Source organism: Burkholderia sp. L-4 (assembly GCF_056856535.1).
On sequence record NZ_JBXEOX010000003.1, the window covers coordinates 599,313 to 617,460 of the forward strand.

The window sequence follows — 18,148 nt, forward strand, 5'->3', positions numbered from 1 at the left end:
GCGGGCACGCGTGTTGCGGCGCACCGGCGTCACCGACCGCCACCCGCCCCGCGCCACGCCATGGACTCCACGCCGACTTTTGCTCCGCACCTCTATTTCTGCGACGCCCGCCTCGTCGGGCCGCTCGACGCGTGGTCGCGGACGTTCGCGCATATCGCGGGCATGGGTTTCGATCACGTGCTCGTCGGCGCGTTCTGGGCCGCGAGCGTCGCGGGCTTTCCGCGCCACGTGGCCGATTACCGGCGGCCGGTGCAGGCCTTCGCGACCCGCGCGAGCGCGCTCGAAACCTTCTCGCGGCTCGCCCAACTCGCGCACGGCCACGGGCTGCGCCTGCTGCTCGAAGTCGTGCCGGACCGCATCGCGCGCGACAACCCGCTGCGCGCCGAGCATCCGGACTGGTACGTCGAGCTCACGCACGACGATGCGCTGATCGACCCGCGCGGCACCGCGCATGCGCTCGATATCGCGCACGCGAACAGCGGCGACGAAGCGGTACGCGACGCGCTGGCCGCCTGGTGGTGCGCGCACCTCGCCACCTTCGCCGATGCGGGCGCGGCCGGCTTCCTGATCGACGCGCCCCATCACCTGCCGGCCGACTGGTGGCCGGGCTGGCGCGCGGCGCTGCGCCGCGCCCGCCCCGACGTCGCGGTGCTCGCGGGCGTGCCCGGCCATGCGCGCGACGCGCTCGCGCAGCTCGAGGCGGCCGGATTCGACGCGGTGTTTTCGTCGGTACGCTGGTGGGACCTGCACGCGCCGTGGTTCGCGGACGAGCACCGGCTGCTGCGGCGCATCGGCTCGCCGATCGCGTTCCCTGACGCGCTGGACGGCCCGCGTCTCGCCGACGACTGGCCCGACGCGCCGGACGACACCGTCGCCCGCGCATATCGCCGCGCGCTGTGGACGGCGGCGGCCGTCGGCACCGGCTGGCTGGTGCCGATGGGCTTCGAGCGCGGCGTCGCGGTGCCGCTGATGGCGCGCGATGCCGACGCCGGGCGCTACCGCGCCGCGTTCGAGCACGGGCGTTTCGACCTGTCGGGCGCGATCGCCGATGCGAACGCTTGGCGGCGTGCGACGCCCGTCGCGGCGGCCCGCGGCGAGATCGCGCAACTGAGCGCGCCCGGCGCGGCCGCGACGGTGCTGCTGCGCGGCACCGGCCCGTCGCTCGAACACGACGACGCGGCGCTGCTGATCGCGCTGAATCCCGCTCTCGACGCACGGGCGACGGTCGACCCCGCGACGATCCTGCCCGGCGTGCCCGGCGGCTTCACGCGTGTCGCCACGCAGGCGGGCGCGCACACGCAGCCGCCTGCCGCGCTCGCACCGTTGACACTCGAACCCGGCGCCTACGCGTTGCTGCACGCGTGGCCGGCGCCCGCCGTCACGACGCGCCCCGATGCCGCGCGCGAGCGCGAAGCGTTGTCGGCCGCGCTCGCGGCCGACCGGATCGCGATCGAGCGCGTCGAGCCGTCGGTCGACGACGGCCGCTTCGCGGTCAAGCGCGTGATCGGCGAGTCGCTCGTCGTCCATGCGTCGATCTTCACCGACGGCCACGCGCATCTCGCGGCCGCGCTCCAGTGGCGCGCCGACGGCGACGACGCGTGGCGAGAAGTCCCGTTCGAAGCCGGGCCGAACGACCGCTGGCATGCGCGCGTCGCGCTCGACCGGCTCGGCCGGCATGAATTCCGCGTGATCGCCTGGCGCGACGACTGGGCGTCGCTCGTCGACGACGTCGCCAAGAAGCACGCGGCCGGCCAGGACGTGACGCTCGAACTGCGCGAGGCGCAGTTGCTGCTCGCGACCGCGCTCAAGCTCGCCGATCCGGTCGACCCGCGCGCCCGCGCGCGGATGGAGCGCCTCGTCGCCGAGTTCAAGGACGCGCCGCCCGATGCGCGACGCGCGCTGCTCGCCGCGCCGCCGCTCGCCGACGCATTCGCGGCGCTGCGCTACCGCCCGTTCGCCACGCACGACGACACCGCCTACCCGGTCGACGTCGAACGCCGCAAGGCACGCTTTTCGAGCTGGTACGAGATGTTTCCGCGTTCGGCGAGCGACGATCCGCGGCGGCACGGCACGTTCGACGACGTGCTCGCGCACTTGCCGCGCATTCGCGACATGGGGTTCGACGTGCTGTACTTCCCGCCGATCCATCCGATCGGCACGACCGCGCGCAAGGGGCGCAACAATAGCCTGAGCGCCGGCCCGGACGACGTCGGCAGCCCGTATGCGATCGGCTCGCCCGACGGCGGCCATACGGCCGTGCATCCGCACCTCGGCACGCTCGCGTCGTTTCGCGCGCTGGTCGATGCCGCGCGCGACCACGGGCTCGAGATCGCGCTCGATTTCGCGATCCAGTGCTCGCCCGATCACCCGTGGCTCGCCGAGCATCCCGGCTGGTTCGCGTGGCGCCCCGACGGTTCGCTGCGCTTCGCGGAGAATCCGCCGAAGCGCTACCAGGACATCGTGAACCCCGACTTCTATGCACCGGATGCGCTCCCGGCCCTGTGGCTCGCGCTGCGCGACGCGGTACTGTTCTGGGTCGACGCGGGCGTGCGGATCTTCCGCGTCGACAACCCGCACACGAAGCCGCTGCCGTTCTGGGCATGGATGATCGGCGACGTGCGCGGCCGGCATCCGGACGTCGTGTTCCTGTCCGAGGCGTTCACGCGGCCGGGGATGATGTACCGGCTCGCCAAGATCGGCTTCTCGCAGTCGTACACGTACTTCACGTGGCGCGAATCGAAGCGCGACTTCATCGACTACCTGACCGAATTGACGGCCGGCCCCGCGCGCGAATTCTTCCGGCCGAACTTCTTCGTCAACACGCCCGACATCAACCCGCGCCACCTGCAGAACGCGCCGCGCGCGCAGTTCGTGATCCGCGCGGCGCTCGCGGCGACGCTGGCCGGTTCGTGGGGCATGTACTCGGGCTTCGAGCTCGGCGAGTCGGCGCCGCTGCCGGACAGCGAGGAATACGCGAACGCCGAGAAGTACGAACTGCGCGCGCGCGACTGGAGCAAGGCCGCGCACATCGGCACGGAAATCGCGCGGCTGAACCGCGCGCGGCGCGATCACCCGGCGCTGCAGACGCATCTGGGCCTCGCGTTCGTCGAGGCGGACAACGACAACGTGCTCGTGTTCGTGAAGGCGACGCCTGCGTTCGACAGCGTGGTCGTCGTCGCGATCAGCCTCGACCCGTGGCATCCGCAGGCCGCGAACTTCACGCTCGACGCCGCGCTGTGGCGCGGTTTCGGGCTCGTCGACGGCGAACCGCTCGACGCGCTCGAACAGGATGCGGCCCACGCGCAAACGTGGCGCGGGCATCGTCAGTACGTATCGCTCGATCCGCACGTGCGGCCCTACGCAATCTGGCGGCTCGCGCCGTCGCCGGACGCCGCGCGGGCGGCGGCGCCCGCACCGGACGTCGCCCGCCCCTCCTCGGGAGCCCATGGATGATGAAACGCGAAGATTCCCTCGACGACGTGCGCCGCGCGCAATTCCCGTCGCTCGCGCCGGCCGGCACGCCGCGCCGGCGTCGCGCGCGCCGCCGCGCCCCCGCGCTCTGCACGGACGATCCGCTGTGGTACAAGGACGCGATCATCTACCAGGTGCACGTGAAGTCGTTCTACGACTCGAACAACGACGGCATCGGCGATTTCCCCGGCCTGATCGCGAAGCTCGACTACATCGCCGAACTGGGCGTCGACACGATCTGGCTGCTGCCGTTCTACCCGTCGCCGCGCCGCGACGACGGCTACGACATCGCCGACTACCGCGACGTGCATCCCGACTACGGCACGCTCGCCGACGTGCGGCGCTTCATCCGCGAAGCGCATGCGCGCGGCATTCGCGTGATCGCCGAGCTCGTGATCAACCACACGTCGGATCAGCATCCGTGGTTCCAGCGCGCGCGCCGCGCGAAGCCGGGCTCCGCGCATCGCGACTACTACGTGTGGTCCGACACCGACACGAAATACGCGGGCACGCGGATCATCTTCCTCGACACCGAAACGTCGAACTGGACGCACGACCCGGTGGCCGGCCAGTACTACTGGCATCGCTTCTACTCGCACCAGCCCGACTTGAACTTCGACAACCCGGCCGTGGTGCGCGAAGTGATCCAGGTGATGCGCTTCTGGCTCGACCTCGGCATCGACGGGCTGCGGCTCGACGCGGTGCCGTACCTGGTCGAGCGCGAAGGCACGAACAACGAGAACCTGCCCGAGACGCATGCGATCCTGAAGCGGATCCGCGCGACGATCGACGCCGAATACCCGAACCGGATGCTGCTCGCGGAAGCGAACCAGTGGCCGGAGGACGTGCAGGAGTATTTCGGCAACGAGGACGAATGCCACATGGCGTTCCACTTTCCGCTGATGCCGCGCATCTACATGTCGATCGCGAGCGAGGACCGCTTCCCGATCGTCGACATCATGCGACAGACGCCGGCGCTCGCGCCGAGCAACCAGTGGGCCGTGTTCCTGCGCAACCACGACGAACTGACGCTCGAGATGGTCACCGATTCGGAGCGCGACCTGCTGTGGCAGACCTATGCGAGCGACCGGCGCGCGCGGCTGAACCTCGGCATCCGGCGCCGGCTCGCGCCGCTGATGGAGCGCGACCGGCGCCGCATCGAGCTGATCAACTCGCTGCTGCTGTCGATGCCCGGCACGCCGGTGATCTACTACGGCGACGAGCTCGGGATGGGCGACAACATTCACCTCGGCGACCGCGACGGCGTGCGCACGCCGATGCAATGGTCGTCGGACCGCAACGGCGGCTTCTCGCGCGCCGACCCCGAGCTGCTCGTGCTGCCGCCGGTCATGGGCTCGCTGTACGGCTACGACGCGATCAACGTCGAGGCGCAGACGCGCGACCCGCATTCGCTGCTGAACTGGACGCGGCGCATTCTCGCGACCCGCCGCGCCTCGCAGGCGTTCGGGCGCGGCACGATCCGCTTCCTGCGGCCGGAAAACCGCAAGGTGCTCGCGTACCTGCGCGAGCTGGACGGCCACGAGCCGGTGCTGTGCGTCGCCAACCTGTCGCGCGCGTCGCAGGCCGTCGAGCTCGACCTGTCCGAATTCGCGGGCCGCGTGCCGATCGAGATGACGTCCGATTCGCCGTTTCCGCCGATCGGTCAGCTCCCGTATCTCCTCACCTTTCCGCCGTACGGGTTCCTGTGGTTCGTGCTCGCCGAGCACGGCCGCGAACCGTCGTGGCGGCAGCCGCACGCGGAGCCGCTGCCCGAATACGTGACGCTCGTGATGCGGCGCGGCGAAACGCGGCCGGACGTCGCGCAGCTGCACGCGCTCGCGCACGACGCGCTCGCGTCCTGGCTCGCGCGGCGGCGCTGGTTCGCGTCGAAGGATCGCGCGATCGGCGACGCGTGGCTGAATGTCGTCACGCCGATGCCGGACGAGCCGTTCCAGTATGCGGAGGCGTGGGTGTCGGCCAGCGACGGCGGCGTCGAACGCTACGTCGTGCCGCTCGCCACCGCATGGGGCGGCGAGACCTCGCAGCCGCTGTTCGCGCAGTTGGCACTGGCGCGCGTGCGGCGCGGCCATACGGTCGGGTACCTGACCGATGCGTTCGCGCTGCCGGCGTTCGCGCGCGGGATACTGCGCAAGCTGCGCGACGGCGCGACGGTGCCGACCGCCGACGGCGGCCGGCTCGCGTTCCTGCCGGAGGAGGCGCTCGCGGCGCTCGATCCCGGCGACGACGCGGACATCCGCTGGCTCGCGGCCGAGCAGAGCAACAGCTCGCTCGTGATCGGCGACGCGATCGTGCTGAAGCTGGTGCGCAAGGTCGCGCACGGCATCCACCCGGAAGCGGAAATGAGCCGGCATCTGACGCGCATCGGCTATGCGAACACCGCGACGCTCGCGGGCGAAGTCGTGCACGTCGATCCGGACGGCACGCCGCACACGGTCGCGATCCTGCAACGCTACGTCGACAACCAGGGCGACGCGTGGACCCGCTCGTTCGACTTCCTGCGGCGGGCGGTCGACGAACTCGCGCTGCCGGCCGCGGACGACGAAGAAACGGCCGACGCGGACGAAGCACCCGATGCGCTGCTCGGCTACGCAGCGTTCGCGGGCATCATCGGCACGCGGCTCGGACAGTTGCACGTCGCGCTCGCGCAGCCGTCCGGCGACCCCGCGTTCGCACCGGAGCATGCCACGCCCGACCACGTCGACGGCTGGTGCGCGGACGCGATCGCGTCGCTCGAGCGCGCGCTCGACGTGCTGCGCACGCGGCTCGATACGCTCGACCCAGCGATGCGCGCGACGGCCGACACGCTGCTCGCGTCGCGCGACGCCGCCGTGCAGGCGCTCGGCGACCTCGTGCCGCGCACGCTCGACGCGCAATGCCTGCGGATTCACGGCGATTTCCATCTCGGCCAGGTGCTCGACGTCCAGGGCGACGCGCTGCTGATCGACTTCGAGGGCGAACCGGCGCGCCCGCTCGAGCACCGCCGCGCGAAATCGCATCCGCTGCGCGACGTCGCCGGCCTGCTGCGTTCGCTGTCGTACGTGAGCGCGACCGCGCAGTTCGCGATCGAGAAGGCGCCGCCGCAGGCGGCCGGCCGCAAGCGTGCGCTGTTCGACCGCTTCGGACAGGCGGCCGCCGACCGCTTCGTCGACTGCTATCGCACGGCCGCCGATCTCGCTCCCGCGCGCTTCGTCGATCCGCGCTATGCCGACCGCCTGCTCGCGCTGTTCCTGATCGACAAGGCGTCATACGAGCTGTGCTACGAAGCCGCGAACCGGCCGGACTGGCTGAGCGTGCCGGTCGGCGGGCTCGCGGCGCTCGTCGAACGCCTGCTCGGCGACGGCGGCCCGCCCGACGACGACGGAGACACGCGATGACCGATACGTTGTTCGACCGCACCGATATCGATGCGCTGCTCGCCGGCCGCCATCCCGATCCGTTCGCGTGCCTCGGCCCGCACGGGCAGGCTGGCCGGACCGTCGTGCGCGCGCTGCTGCCCGGCGCCGAACGCGTGCGTGCACTGGCGCCGGACGGCGACGAACTCGCGACGCTCGCGTGCGTCGATCGCGCAGGCTGCTTCGCGGGAACCATCGCACGCAACGGCGGCGCGACTCACTACCGGCTCGCGATCGACTGGCCGGACGCGCGGCAGGTGATCGACGACGCGTACGCGTTCGGCACGCTGCTCGACGAGGCCGCACTGGCGCGCCTCTCGTCCGGCGACCCGGCCGCCGTGCTCGACTGCCTCGGCGCGACGCCCGCACGGATCGACGGCATCGACGGCGTGCGCTTCGCGGTCTGGGCGCCCAACGCGCAGCGTGTGTCGGTGGTCGGCGACTTCAACGCGTGGGACGGCCGCCGCCATCCGATGCGGCTGCGCCGGCCGTCGGGCGTGTGGGAGCTGTTCGTGCCCGGCATCGGCGCGGGCGAGTGCTACAAGTACGAGCTGCGCGCGGCCGACGGGCGCGTGCTGCCGCACAAGGCCGATCCGTGCGCGCGCGCGACCGAAGCGCCGCCGCGCACGGCGTCCGTCGTCGCCGACGTCGCGGCGCTCGACGCATTCGCGTGGCACGACGACGGCTGGATGCACGCGCGGCCGCGCGCCGACCGCTACCGCGTGCCATGGTCGATCTACGAGGTGCATCCGGAGTCGTGGCAGCGCGTGCCCGAGGAGATGAATCGCAGCGCGACGTGGGACGAGCTCGCCGAGCGGCTGATTCCTTACGTGCAGGGGATGGGCTTCACGCACGTCGAATTCATGCCGATCGCCGAATACCCGTTCGGCGGATCATGGGGCTACCAGCCGCTCGCGCAGTTCGCGCCGTCCGCGCGCTTCGGGCCGGTCGACGGCTTCGCGCGGTTCGTCGACCGCGCGCACGCGGCCGGCATCGGCGTGATCGTCGACTGGGTGCCCGCGCACTTCCCGGACGATCCGCACGGCCTCGCGCAGTTCGACGGCAGCGCGCTGTACGAGCATGCCGATCCGCGCGAAGGGCTGCATCCCGACTGGCACACCTGCGTGTTCAACGTCGGGCGTGCCGAAGTCGGCGCGTTCCTCGTCGCGTCGGCGCTCGCGTGGGCGCGCCGCTACCACGTCGACGGCATCCGCGTCGACGCGGTCGCGTCGATGCTGTACCGCGACTATTCGCGCAAGGAAGGCGAATGGGTGCCGAACCGGTACGGCGGCCGCGAGAACCTCGAATCGGTCGCGTTCCTGCGCCAGTTGAACGACACGCTGCACGGCGCGGCCGCGCCGGGCGGCGTCGTCACCATCGCGGAGGAATCGACCGCGTGGCCGGGCGTCACCGCGCCGACGCGCGACGGCGGGCTCGGCTTCGACTTCAAATGGAACATGGGGTGGATGCACGACACGCTCGCGTACCTGCACGAAGACCCGATCCACCGCCGCCATCACCACGACCGGATGACGTTCGGGCTCGTCTACGCGTTCTCGGAGCGCTTCGTGCTGCCGCTGTCGCACGACGAGGTCGTGCACGGCAAGGGCTCGCTCGTCGCGAAGATGCCGGGCGACGCGTGGCAGCGGCTCGCCACGCTGCGCGCGTACTTCGGCTTCATGTGGGCGCATCCGGGCAAGAAGCTGCTGTTCATGGGCAGCGAATTCGCGCAATGGGCGGAGTTCGCGCACGATGCGACGCCGCACTGGGACCTGCTCGACGCGCCGGCCCATCGCGGCGTGCAGCGGCTCGTGCGCGACCTGAACCGGACCTACGCCGCCGAACCGGCGCTGCATGCGCTCGACTGCCACGCGGCCGGCTTCGCCTGGCTGATCGGCGACGACCGCGACAACAGCGTGTTCGCGTTCGCGCGCCGCGACGACGCCGGGCACCTGGTGGTCGCCGTCTGCAACTTCACGCCCGTGCCGCGCGCCGGCTACCGCCTCGGGCTGCCCGCCCCCGGCCACTGGCGCGAACTGATGAACACCGATGCCGCGCCGTACGGCGGCACCAACGCCGGCAACGACGGCGCCGTGTGGGCCGAGGCCGTGCCCGCCCATGGCGAGGCGTGGTCGGCGACCCTGCGCTTGCCGCCGCTCGCGACGCTGTGGCTGACCCCCGCGTGATTTCCCGCTCCCTCGACTCGGAGATTCGCCCCATGCCGACCGCCCTGCCCGCCCGCCTCGAAGCCGGCCGCGCCTATCCGCTCGGTGCGACCTGGGACGGCCTCGGGACCAACTTCGCGGTGTTTTCCGCCCACGCGCAGCGCATCCAGCTGTGCGTGTTCGATCCGACCGGCCGCAAGGAACTCGCGCGCCTCGACCTGCCCGAATGCACCGACGAGGTGTGGCACGGCTACCTGCCCAACGCCCATCCGGGCACCGTGTACGGGTTTCGCGCGGACGGCCCGTACCAGCCGCAGCATGGTCACCGCTTCAACCCGACCAAGCTGCTGCTCGACCCGTACGCACGCAAGCTGGTCGGCCAGTTCCGCTGGTCGGACGCGCTGTTCGGCTATCGTGTGCATTCGAACCGCGCGGACCTGTCGCTGGACCGCCGCGATTCGGCGCCCGCGATGCCCAAATGCGTGGTGGTAGACGAGGCGTTCGACTGGAGCACCGACCGGCGCCCGCGCGTGCCATGGCGCAACACCGTGATCTACGAGACGCACGTGCGCGGCGCGTCGATGCGGCGCGCCGGGTTGCGCGTGCCCGAGCGCGGCACGTTTTCGGCGTTCGCGCATCCGGCGTTCGTCGATCATCTGCTGTCGATCGGCGTGACGACGGTCGAACTGCTGCCGATCCACGCGTTCCTGCAGCAGCGCGCGCTCGTGAACCGCGGGCTGCGCAACTACTGGGGCTACGACACGGCCGCGTTCTTCGCGCCGGAGCCCGCGTATCTCGCGACGCGGCGGCTCGACGAGATGCGCATCGCGATCCGCCAGTTGCATGCGGCCGGCATCGAGGTCGTGCTCGACGTCGTCTACAACCACACCGCCGAAGGCAACCAGCTCGGCCCGACGCTGTCGTGGCGCGGCCTCGACAACGCGAGCTACTACCGGCTCGTGCCGGGCGACCAGCGGTTTCATGTCGACGAGACGGGCTGCGGCAACACGCTGAACCTGTCGCATCCGCGCGTGCTGCAGATGGTGATGGACTCGCTGCGCTACTGGGCCACCGCGTTCAACATCGACGGCTTCCGCTTCGATCTCGGCGTCACGCTCGGCCGCGAGGCGCACGGCTTCGATCCCGGCGCGGGATTCTTCGACGCGTTGCGGCAGGACCCGGTGCTCTCGCAGCGCAAGCTGATCACCGAACCGTGGGATCTCGGCCCCGGCGGCTACCAGCTCGGCCGCCACCCGCCCGGCTTCGCCGAATGGAACGACCGCTTTCGCGACACCGTGCGGCGCTTCTGGCGCGGCGACGCGGGGCAGCGGCCGGAACTCGCCGCGCGGCTCGCCGGCTCCGCCGACCTGTTCAACCACCACCGGCGCCATACGTGGGCGTCGGTCAATTTCGTCACTGCGCACGACGGCTTCACGCTCGCCGATCTCGTGTCGTACTCGGCCAAGCACAACGACGCGAACGGCGAGGACAACCGCGACGGCCGCGACGACAACTGCAGCGCGAACTGGGGCGTCGAGGGGCCGACCGACGATGCGGCGATTCGCGCGGTACGCTCGCGCGTCGCGCGCTCGATGCTCGCGACGCTGTTCACCGCGCTCGGCACGCCGATGCTGGTGGCCGGCGACGAATTCGGCCGCACGCAGCACGGCAACAACAACGCGTACTGCCAGGACAACGAACTGTCGTGGCTCGACTGGGATCTCGCGCGTGGTGACGAAGCCGTGACGCTGATGCGCTTCGTGTCGCGGCTCGCCGCGCTGCGGCGCATGTACCCGGTGATGTCGGCGCCAGGCTATCCGTCCGGCGATCGCGACGGCGCGCCGGGGATGGCCGAGATCGGCTGGTTCGACGAGCACGGCGACGCGCTGACCGTCCCCGCGTGGCAGGACCGCGAACGCCGCGCGCTGACGATGCGGCGGGTCGGCACGGGCCGCACCGGGCGCACCGAGGCGCTGCTCGTGATGCTGAACGCGTCGTCCGAGACGATCGTGTTCGTGCCGCCCGCACCGGTGCTCGAGTATCGCGTGCTGGTCGATACGGCCACGCCCGACGCCGGCCCGCGCACCTGGCCGGCCGACGGTCTCGACGTCGCCGCGCATGCGGCCGCGATCGCGGTCGCGGCCGTGCCGCTCGACCCGCCTTCGTGAGGATCGCCATGACAACCCGTTCCGCCGGCCCGTCCGGCACGCATGCATTCGACTCGTCGTTCGGCGCCACCTGCATCGATGCCGGCCACACGCGCTTCAGGCTGTGGGCGCCCGCGAGCCGTGCGGCCGCCGTCGAGCTGCACGACGACAGCGAGCAGGTGATCCCGATGACACCCGTCGGCGACGGCTGGTTCGAGACGGTCGCGCCGTGCGGCCCCGGCGCACTGTATCGCTACCGGCTCGACGGCGGTCTCGTCGTGCCCGATCCCGCGTCGCGCTTCCAGCCCGGCGGCGTGGACGGCCCGAGCCAGGTCGTCGATCCGGGCGCCTATCGCTGGCGCCACGATGCATGGCGCGGCCGCCCGTGGCACGAGACGGTGCTGTACGAGCTGCACGTCGGCGCCTGCGGCGGTTATGCGAGCGTCGAACGGCGGCTGCCGTCGATCGCCGCGCTGGGCGTGACCGCGGTCGAGCTGATGCCCGTCAACGCGTTTCCCGGCGCGCGCAACTGGGGCTACGACGGCGTGCTGCCGTTCGCGCCCGACACGTCGTACGGGCGGCCCGAGGAACTGAAGGCGCTCGTCGATACCGCGCACGGGCTCGGTCTGCAGGTGTTCCTCGACGTCGTGTACAACCATTTCGGCCCCGAGGGCAACCTGCTGCCGCGCTACGCGCCCGCCTTCTTCCGCACGGACCGGCAGACCGCATGGGGGCCGGCGATCGACTTCTCGTGCCCGCAGACGAGCGCGTTCTTCATCGACAACGCGCTGTACTGGCTCGACGAATTTCGCGTCGACGGCTTGCGCATCGACGCCGCGCACGCGATCGACGACGATGCGTGGCTGCGCGAACTCGCGCGCCGCGTGCGCGCGTACGCGGGCGACGCACGCCACATCCATCTGGTGCTCGAGAACGAGCGCAACGCGGCGAGCCTGCTCGGCCCCGGCGGGTTCGACGCGCAGTGGAACGACGACTTCCACAACAGCGCGCACGTGCTGCTGACCGGCGAGCGCGACGGTTATTACCGCGCGTACGCCGACGCGCCGCTGCGCCATTTCGCCCGCACGCTCGCCGAAGGGTTCGCGTACCAGGGCGAGCCGTCGCCGCTGCACGACGGCGCCGCGCGCGGCGAGCCGAGCGCGCACCTGCCGCCCACCGCGTTCGTCACGTTCCTGCAGAACCACGACCAGATCGGCAACCGCGCGTTCGGCGAACGCCTGCGCGCGCTCGCGAACGACGACGCGGTACGCGCGGTCACCGCGCTGATGCTGCTCGCGCCGCCGATCCCGCTGCTGTTCATGGGCGAGGAAGACGGCAGCACGCAGCCGTTCCAGTTCTTCACCGACTATCGCGGCGCGCTTGCCGATGCCGTGCGCGAAGGCCGGCGCCGCGAATTCGCGGCGTTTCCCGCATTCGCCGATCCCGCGCATCGCGACCGGATTCCCGATCCGAACGACATCGCGACCTTCGTCCGGTCGTCGCTGCACCACCCGCCCGACGACTCCTGGGCCGACGCGGCCGCCTGGCAGCGCTTCTACCGCAGCGCGCTGGCCGTGCGCATGGCGCTCGTGGCGCCGCATCTGCCCGGCGCGCACGTGCTCGGCGTCGACCTGCTCGCGGGCGACGACGAGCCGCAGGCACTCGTCGCGCGCTGGCGGCTCGGCGACGGCAGCACGCTGACGATCGCGCTGAACCTCGGCTCGCACGATGCGGTGCTGCCCGCGCTGCCGGTCGGCAAGCTCGTGTTCGAGACGCCGCCGCGCGCCCGCGACCGGCTGCGCGACTTGCGGATGCCGCCACGTGCCTGCATCGCGTGGCGCGACGGCGCGGTCAACCACGATGCGCGGCATCACCGCGCGAACGGACTGGGAGGATCATGACGACCGACGTCTCGATCGCGGTACTCGCACACGCGGCCGGCCTCGAAACCGACTGGACCGACGCCGGCGGCGTCGCGCGGCGGGTGGACGACGTCGCGCTCGCCGCGCTCGTCGATGCGCTCGGCTGGCCGTGCGGCACCGCGGCCCAGCGGGTCGACAGCGCGGCGGCACTCGCCGACGGGAACGCGGCGCCGCCGCGCCTCGTGACCGGCGACGCCGGGCTGGCGCTCGCCCTGCCCGCGACGCTCGCGCCGCCCGGCGCGCGCTTCCGGATCTCGTTCGAGACCGGCGGGCACGTCGACGGCCGCGTCGGCGGTGCCGGCGAGCACGGCTTGCTGCCGCCCCTTTCGATGCCCGGCTATCACGCGCTCGACATCGGCGAGCAGCGCATCGGGCTCGCGATCGCGCCGCAGCGGGCGCGCCCGTTCGACACCCTGGCGCACGCGCACGACACGGGCGGCCGCTGGGGCATCGCGGCCCAGCTCTACAGCCTGCGCCGCGGCGGCGACGACGGCGCGGGCGACTACACGGCCCTCGCGCGGCTGGTCGCCCAGGTGGCGCGACACGGCGCGCAGGCGGTCGCAATCAGCCCGACGCACGCCGGTTATCCGGCCCTTCCCGCGCACGACAGCCCGTATTCGCCGTCGTCGCGGCGCTGGCACAACGTCGCGTATCTCGACTGCGACGCGGTGCCGGGCGCCGATGGCGCGCATCACGCGCCCGCCGGCCCGGCCGACGCGCCGCTGATCGACTGGCCGCGCGTGCTGCCGATGAAGCTGCGCCGCCTGCGTGCATGCTTCGACGCGTGGCGCGCCGGCAACGACCCGTCGCGCGACACATACCAGCGGTTTCGCGCGGCGGGCGGCGCGGCGCTCGACGCGCATGCGCGCTTCGATGCGCTGCAGGCGTTCTGCATCGAGCACGGGATCGGCGCGGACTGGCGGCAGTGGCCGGCGCCGTGGCGCACGCCGGGATCGGCGGAAGTCGAGGCGTTCGCGCACGAGCACGCCGACACGATCGCGTTCCACACGTTCCTGCAATGGTGCGCATCGCGCGCGCTCGGCGACGCGCAGCACGCCGCGCGCGGCGCGGGCATGGCGACCGGGCTGATCGCCGATCTCGCGGTCGGCTCCGATCGCGCGGGCAGCGACGCGTGGGCGCACGGCACGGCGCTGCTGCGCGGCGTGTCGCTCGGCGCGCCGCCCGACCTGTTCAACGCAGCCGGCCAGGCGTGGGGTGTGACGACGTGGACGCCCGCCGCGCTGCGCGCCGACGGCTTCGCGCCGTTCGTCGACCTGTTGCGCGCCGCCTTCGCGCACGCGGGCGGCATCCGCATCGATCACGTGCTCGGCTTCGCGCGGATGTGGATCGTCCCGGACGGCGGCTCGCCGCGCGACGGCGCCTACCTGCGCTATCCGCTGGACGATCTCGTGCGGCTCGTCGCGCTCGAGGCGGCCCGCCATCGCGCGATCGCCATCGGCGAGGATCTCGGCACCGTGCCGGCCGGATTCCGCGAACGACTCGGCGCACAGAGCATCGCAGGCATGCGCGTGCTGTGGTTCGAGCGCGACGCCAGCGGCGCATTCCGGCCGCCGTCCGCCTGGGACCGCGACGCCATCGCGACGACGTCGACGCACGATCTGCCGACCGTTGGCGGCTGGTGGCGCGGGGTCGACCTGGCGTGGCGACAGGCCGCTGCCGACGCCGCGAAGGCGCGCAGCGAAACGGACGCGCCCGCCGGGGGCGAGGTGGCCGCCCCCGCGCCGGACGACGCCAGCGCGCACGATGCCGACGAGATCGTGCAAAGCGCGCCGTCCGGGCACGACACCGTGCAGCCGCCGGAAAGCGGCGACGCCTTGCTGCCTCCCGCCCCGCCTTCCGTCCCGCCCCCCGGCCTCGCCGCCGCGCATGCGGCACGCGCGACCGAGCGCGCGGCGCTGTGGCACGCGATGCAGCAAGCTGGCTGTGCACCGGCCGGCACCGCCGTGCCGCCCGCCGCCGCGCCGCCGGTGAGCGCGATCCTCGCGTACGTCGCGCACGGCCCGTCGCCGCTCGCGATCGTGCCGCTCGAGGATCTGCTCGCGCTCGACGCGCAGCCGAACCTGCCGGGGCCGCCGTGCGGCCATCCGAACTGGCGGCAGCGGCTGCCGCGCACGATCGACACGCTGGTCGACGCCGACGTGCGCGAACGCATCGCGGCGATCGTACACGCGCGCCGTTCACCGAGGCGCGGCGCATGACACCGCGTGCGACGCTGCGGCTGCAGCTTCATGCGGGCTTCACGTTCGACGACGCCGCCGCGCACGCCGACTACTTCGCGCGGCTCGGCGTGAGCCACCTGTACCTGTCGCCGGTCGCGACGGCCGAGCCGGGCTCGCGGCACGGCTACGACACCGTCGACTACGGCGTGCTCAATCCCGAACTCGGCGGCGAAGCCGGTTTCGTCCGGCTCGTCGACGCGCTGCGCGCACGGGGCCTCGGCGTGATCGTCGACATCGTGCCGAACCACATGGGCGTCGGCGGATCGTCGAACGGCTGGTGGAACGACGTGCTCGAATGGGGACCGGCGAGCCCGTACGCGCACTACTTCGATATCGACTGGCACCCGCCCGATCCAGACCTCGACGGCAAGGTGCTGCTGCCGTGCCTCGGCGTGCCCTATGCCGACGCGCTCGCAGCCGGCGACATCACGCTCGGCGTCGACCCGGCCGCCGGACGTTTCTTCGTCGCATGCCCCGGACGGCGGCTGCCGGTGGCCGCCGCCACGTATGCGGAGATCCTGCGCCTCGCGAACCGCGCGGACCTGAACGCCCTCGCCGAACGCTTCGACGCCGCGCCGGCGCGCGACAGCGCGCGGCTGGCCGCCGCGCATGCGGCGCTGCGCGATCATGCGGCCGCGCACGGCCCGCACGCGTTCGACGCGGTGCTGCGCGGGGCCGACCCGCGCCTCGCGCGTTCGCGCATCCGCCTGCACCAGGTGCTCGAACGCCAGCACTACCGGCTCGCGTGGTGGCGCACGGCTGCCGACGAACTGAACTGGCGGCGCTTCTTCGACATCGCGACGCTCGCGGCCGTCCGCGTCGACGACGACGCGGTATTCGACGCCGTGCATGCGCTGCCGCTGCGCCTGCATGCGGCGGGGCTTGTCGACGGCTTGCGCGTCGATCACGTCGACGGCCTCGCCGATCCGCCGGCGTACTGCCGGCGGCTGGATGCGCGACTCGCCACTCAGCGTCGGGCACCGCCGTACGTCGTCGTCGAGAAGATCCTCGCGCCCGGCGAGGCGCTGCCCGCCGACTGGCCCGTCGCCGGCACGACCGGCTACGACTTCATGAACGATGTCGGCGCGCTGCTGCACGACCCCGCCGGCGCCGAGCCGCTCGCCGCGCACTGGGCCGCCGTGTCGGGCGCATCGCGCACGTTCGCGCAAGAGGTGCTCGACGGCAAGCGGCGCGTGCTGATGCGCCAGCTCGCCGCCGAGCATGCGCGGGTCGCGCGGCTGCTGCACGGCGTCGCACGCGCGTCGCCCGCGACGCGGGACGTCAGCCGGATCGCGATTCAGCGCGTACTTGGCGAACTCGCGGTGCGGCTGCCCGTGTACCGCACCTATCCGTCACCGCGCAACGGACTGGCCGACGCCGATCTCCGCGTGCTCGCGCAAGCCTACGAAAGCGCGCGGGCAGCCGTCGAGCCGGCCGACCGGTTCGCGCTCGACCGGGTCGCCGCATGGCTGGGCTTGCCGGTCGTGCGCGTGCCGCGCGCGGCGCCGGCCGAGCGCCATGCGGCGCGCATCGCGTTCGCGCAGCTCACCGCGCCACTCGCCGCGAAAGGCGTCGAGGATACGGCCCACTACCGCTACGGCCGGCTGCTGTCGCGCAACGAGGTCGGCGCCGATGCCGGCGACTTCAGCCTGTCGCGCGGCGCGTTCCATGCGCGCAACCGGCGCCGCGCGCGCACCGTGCCGCACGGGCTCGTCGCGACGGCCACGCACGACCACAAGCGCGGCGAGGACGCGCGGGCGCGGCTCGCGGTGCTCAGCGAGCTGCCCGATGCGTGGCGCGCGGTGTCGCTCGACTGGTCGGCGCTGAACCTGCCGCACCGCGGCCGCGCGCACCGCGACCTCGCGTGGGCGCCGGGGCCGGCCGCCGAGGCGATGCTGTATCAGACGCTCGTCGGTTGCTGGCCGCCCGCACTCGCCCCCGACGATGCGGCCGGTCTCGACGCGCTCGCCGCACGCGTCGCGCAGTGGCAGACGAAGGCGCTGCGCGAAGCGAAGCGGCATACCGACTGGCTGGCGCCCGAGCAGCGCTACGAACGGGACTGCGACGCGTTCGTCCGCGCGATCCTGACGCCGCGCGGCCCCGGCGATTTCGCGCACCGGCTGCACGCGTTCGTCGCGCGGATCGCGCCGGCCGGTGTCGTCAACAGCCTGACGCAGACGGCGCTGCGGATCGCGTCGCCCGGCGTGCCGGACCTGTACCAAGGCACCGAATCCTGGGATCACTCGCTCGTCGATCCGGACAACCGGCGCGACGTGCCGTTCGCCACGCTGGCGGCCGAGCGCGTTGACGGACCGGTCGCGTCGTACCTGCCGGCGTGGCCCGATGCGCGCGTGAAGCGGGCGCTGGTCGAGCGGATGCTCGCGCTGCGTGCGCGCTGGCCGGCGACCTTCGCGGAGGGCGCGTACGTACCGCTGCGCGTGCGCGGCAGGCTCGCACGTCACGCGATCGCGTTCGCGCGGTGCGACGACACGGCCGCCGTGGTGGTGATCGCGACGCGGCTCGCGTGCCGGTTGCTGGGCGAAACGCCCGGCTTGCCGCGCGTGGAACCCGCGCGGTGGGGCGATACGGCGGTCGTGCTGCCGCGCGCGATGGAAGGGCCGTGGACGGACTGGCTCGACGGGCGCGCCGAGATCGATGCGACGGACGGCGTGCTGGCGCTCGAGCGCTGCCTGAGCGGGTTGCCGGTCGCGGTGCTCGTTGCGGCGCGTGCCGGACGCTGAAGCCGATTCACCCTGCCGGCGCGTGCCGCGCGCCGGCAGTACACGATCG

Annotated in this window: 7 protein-coding genes; all 7 read left to right on the forward strand. The window is 72.5% G+C overall.

The features are described 5' to 3' along the window. Window positions 1-60 precede the first annotated feature (60 nt). The 7 genes from AC1VVG_RS33210 to treY are packed head-to-tail and all read left to right on the forward strand — an operon-like array spanning window position 61 to window position 18,099. Window positions 61-3,453, forward strand: coding sequence for a maltotransferase domain-containing protein (locus AC1VVG_RS33210; RefSeq protein ID WP_482837525.1), 3,393 nt, complete (start codon window positions 61-63; stop codon window positions 3,451-3,453). After that, on the forward strand, window positions 3,453-6,866 hold the full coding sequence (treS, locus tag AC1VVG_RS33215; RefSeq protein ID WP_482837646.1) for a maltose alpha-D-glucosyltransferase: 3,414 nt from the start codon (window positions 3,453-3,455) through the stop codon (window positions 6,864-6,866). The genes AC1VVG_RS33210 and treS overlap by 1 nt, the downstream gene beginning before the upstream one ends. Beyond that, a complete protein-coding gene (glgB, locus tag AC1VVG_RS33220) occupies window positions 6,863-9,070 on the forward strand; it encodes a 1,4-alpha-glucan branching protein GlgB (RefSeq protein WP_482837526.1) in 2,208 nt (735 codons plus the stop codon). The genes treS and glgB overlap by 4 nt, the downstream gene beginning before the upstream one ends. 32 nt (window positions 9,071-9,102) lie before the next feature. Beyond that, on the forward strand, window positions 9,103-11,217 hold the full coding sequence (gene glgX / locus AC1VVG_RS33225) for a glycogen debranching protein GlgX (protein WP_034190002.1): 2,115 nt from the start codon (window positions 9,103-9,105) through the stop codon (window positions 11,215-11,217). A gap of 8 nt (window positions 11,218-11,225) precedes the next feature. Continuing rightward, a complete protein-coding gene (gene treZ, locus AC1VVG_RS33230; RefSeq protein WP_482837527.1) occupies window positions 11,226-13,097 on the forward strand; it encodes a malto-oligosyltrehalose trehalohydrolase in 1,872 nt (623 codons plus the stop codon). Continuing rightward, window positions 13,094-15,337: a 4-alpha-glucanotransferase gene (gene malQ, locus AC1VVG_RS33235; protein ID WP_482837528.1), complete on the forward strand. Its 2,244-nt coding sequence runs from the start codon at window positions 13,094-13,096 to the stop codon at window positions 15,335-15,337. The genes treZ and malQ overlap by 4 nt, the downstream gene beginning before the upstream one ends. Then, window positions 15,334-18,099: a malto-oligosyltrehalose synthase gene (gene treY / locus AC1VVG_RS33240; RefSeq protein ID WP_482837529.1), complete on the forward strand. Its 2,766-nt coding sequence runs from the start codon at window positions 15,334-15,336 to the stop codon at window positions 18,097-18,099. Before malQ ends, treY begins: the two co-directional genes overlap by 4 nt. Window positions 18,100-18,148: the final 49 nt, after the last annotated feature.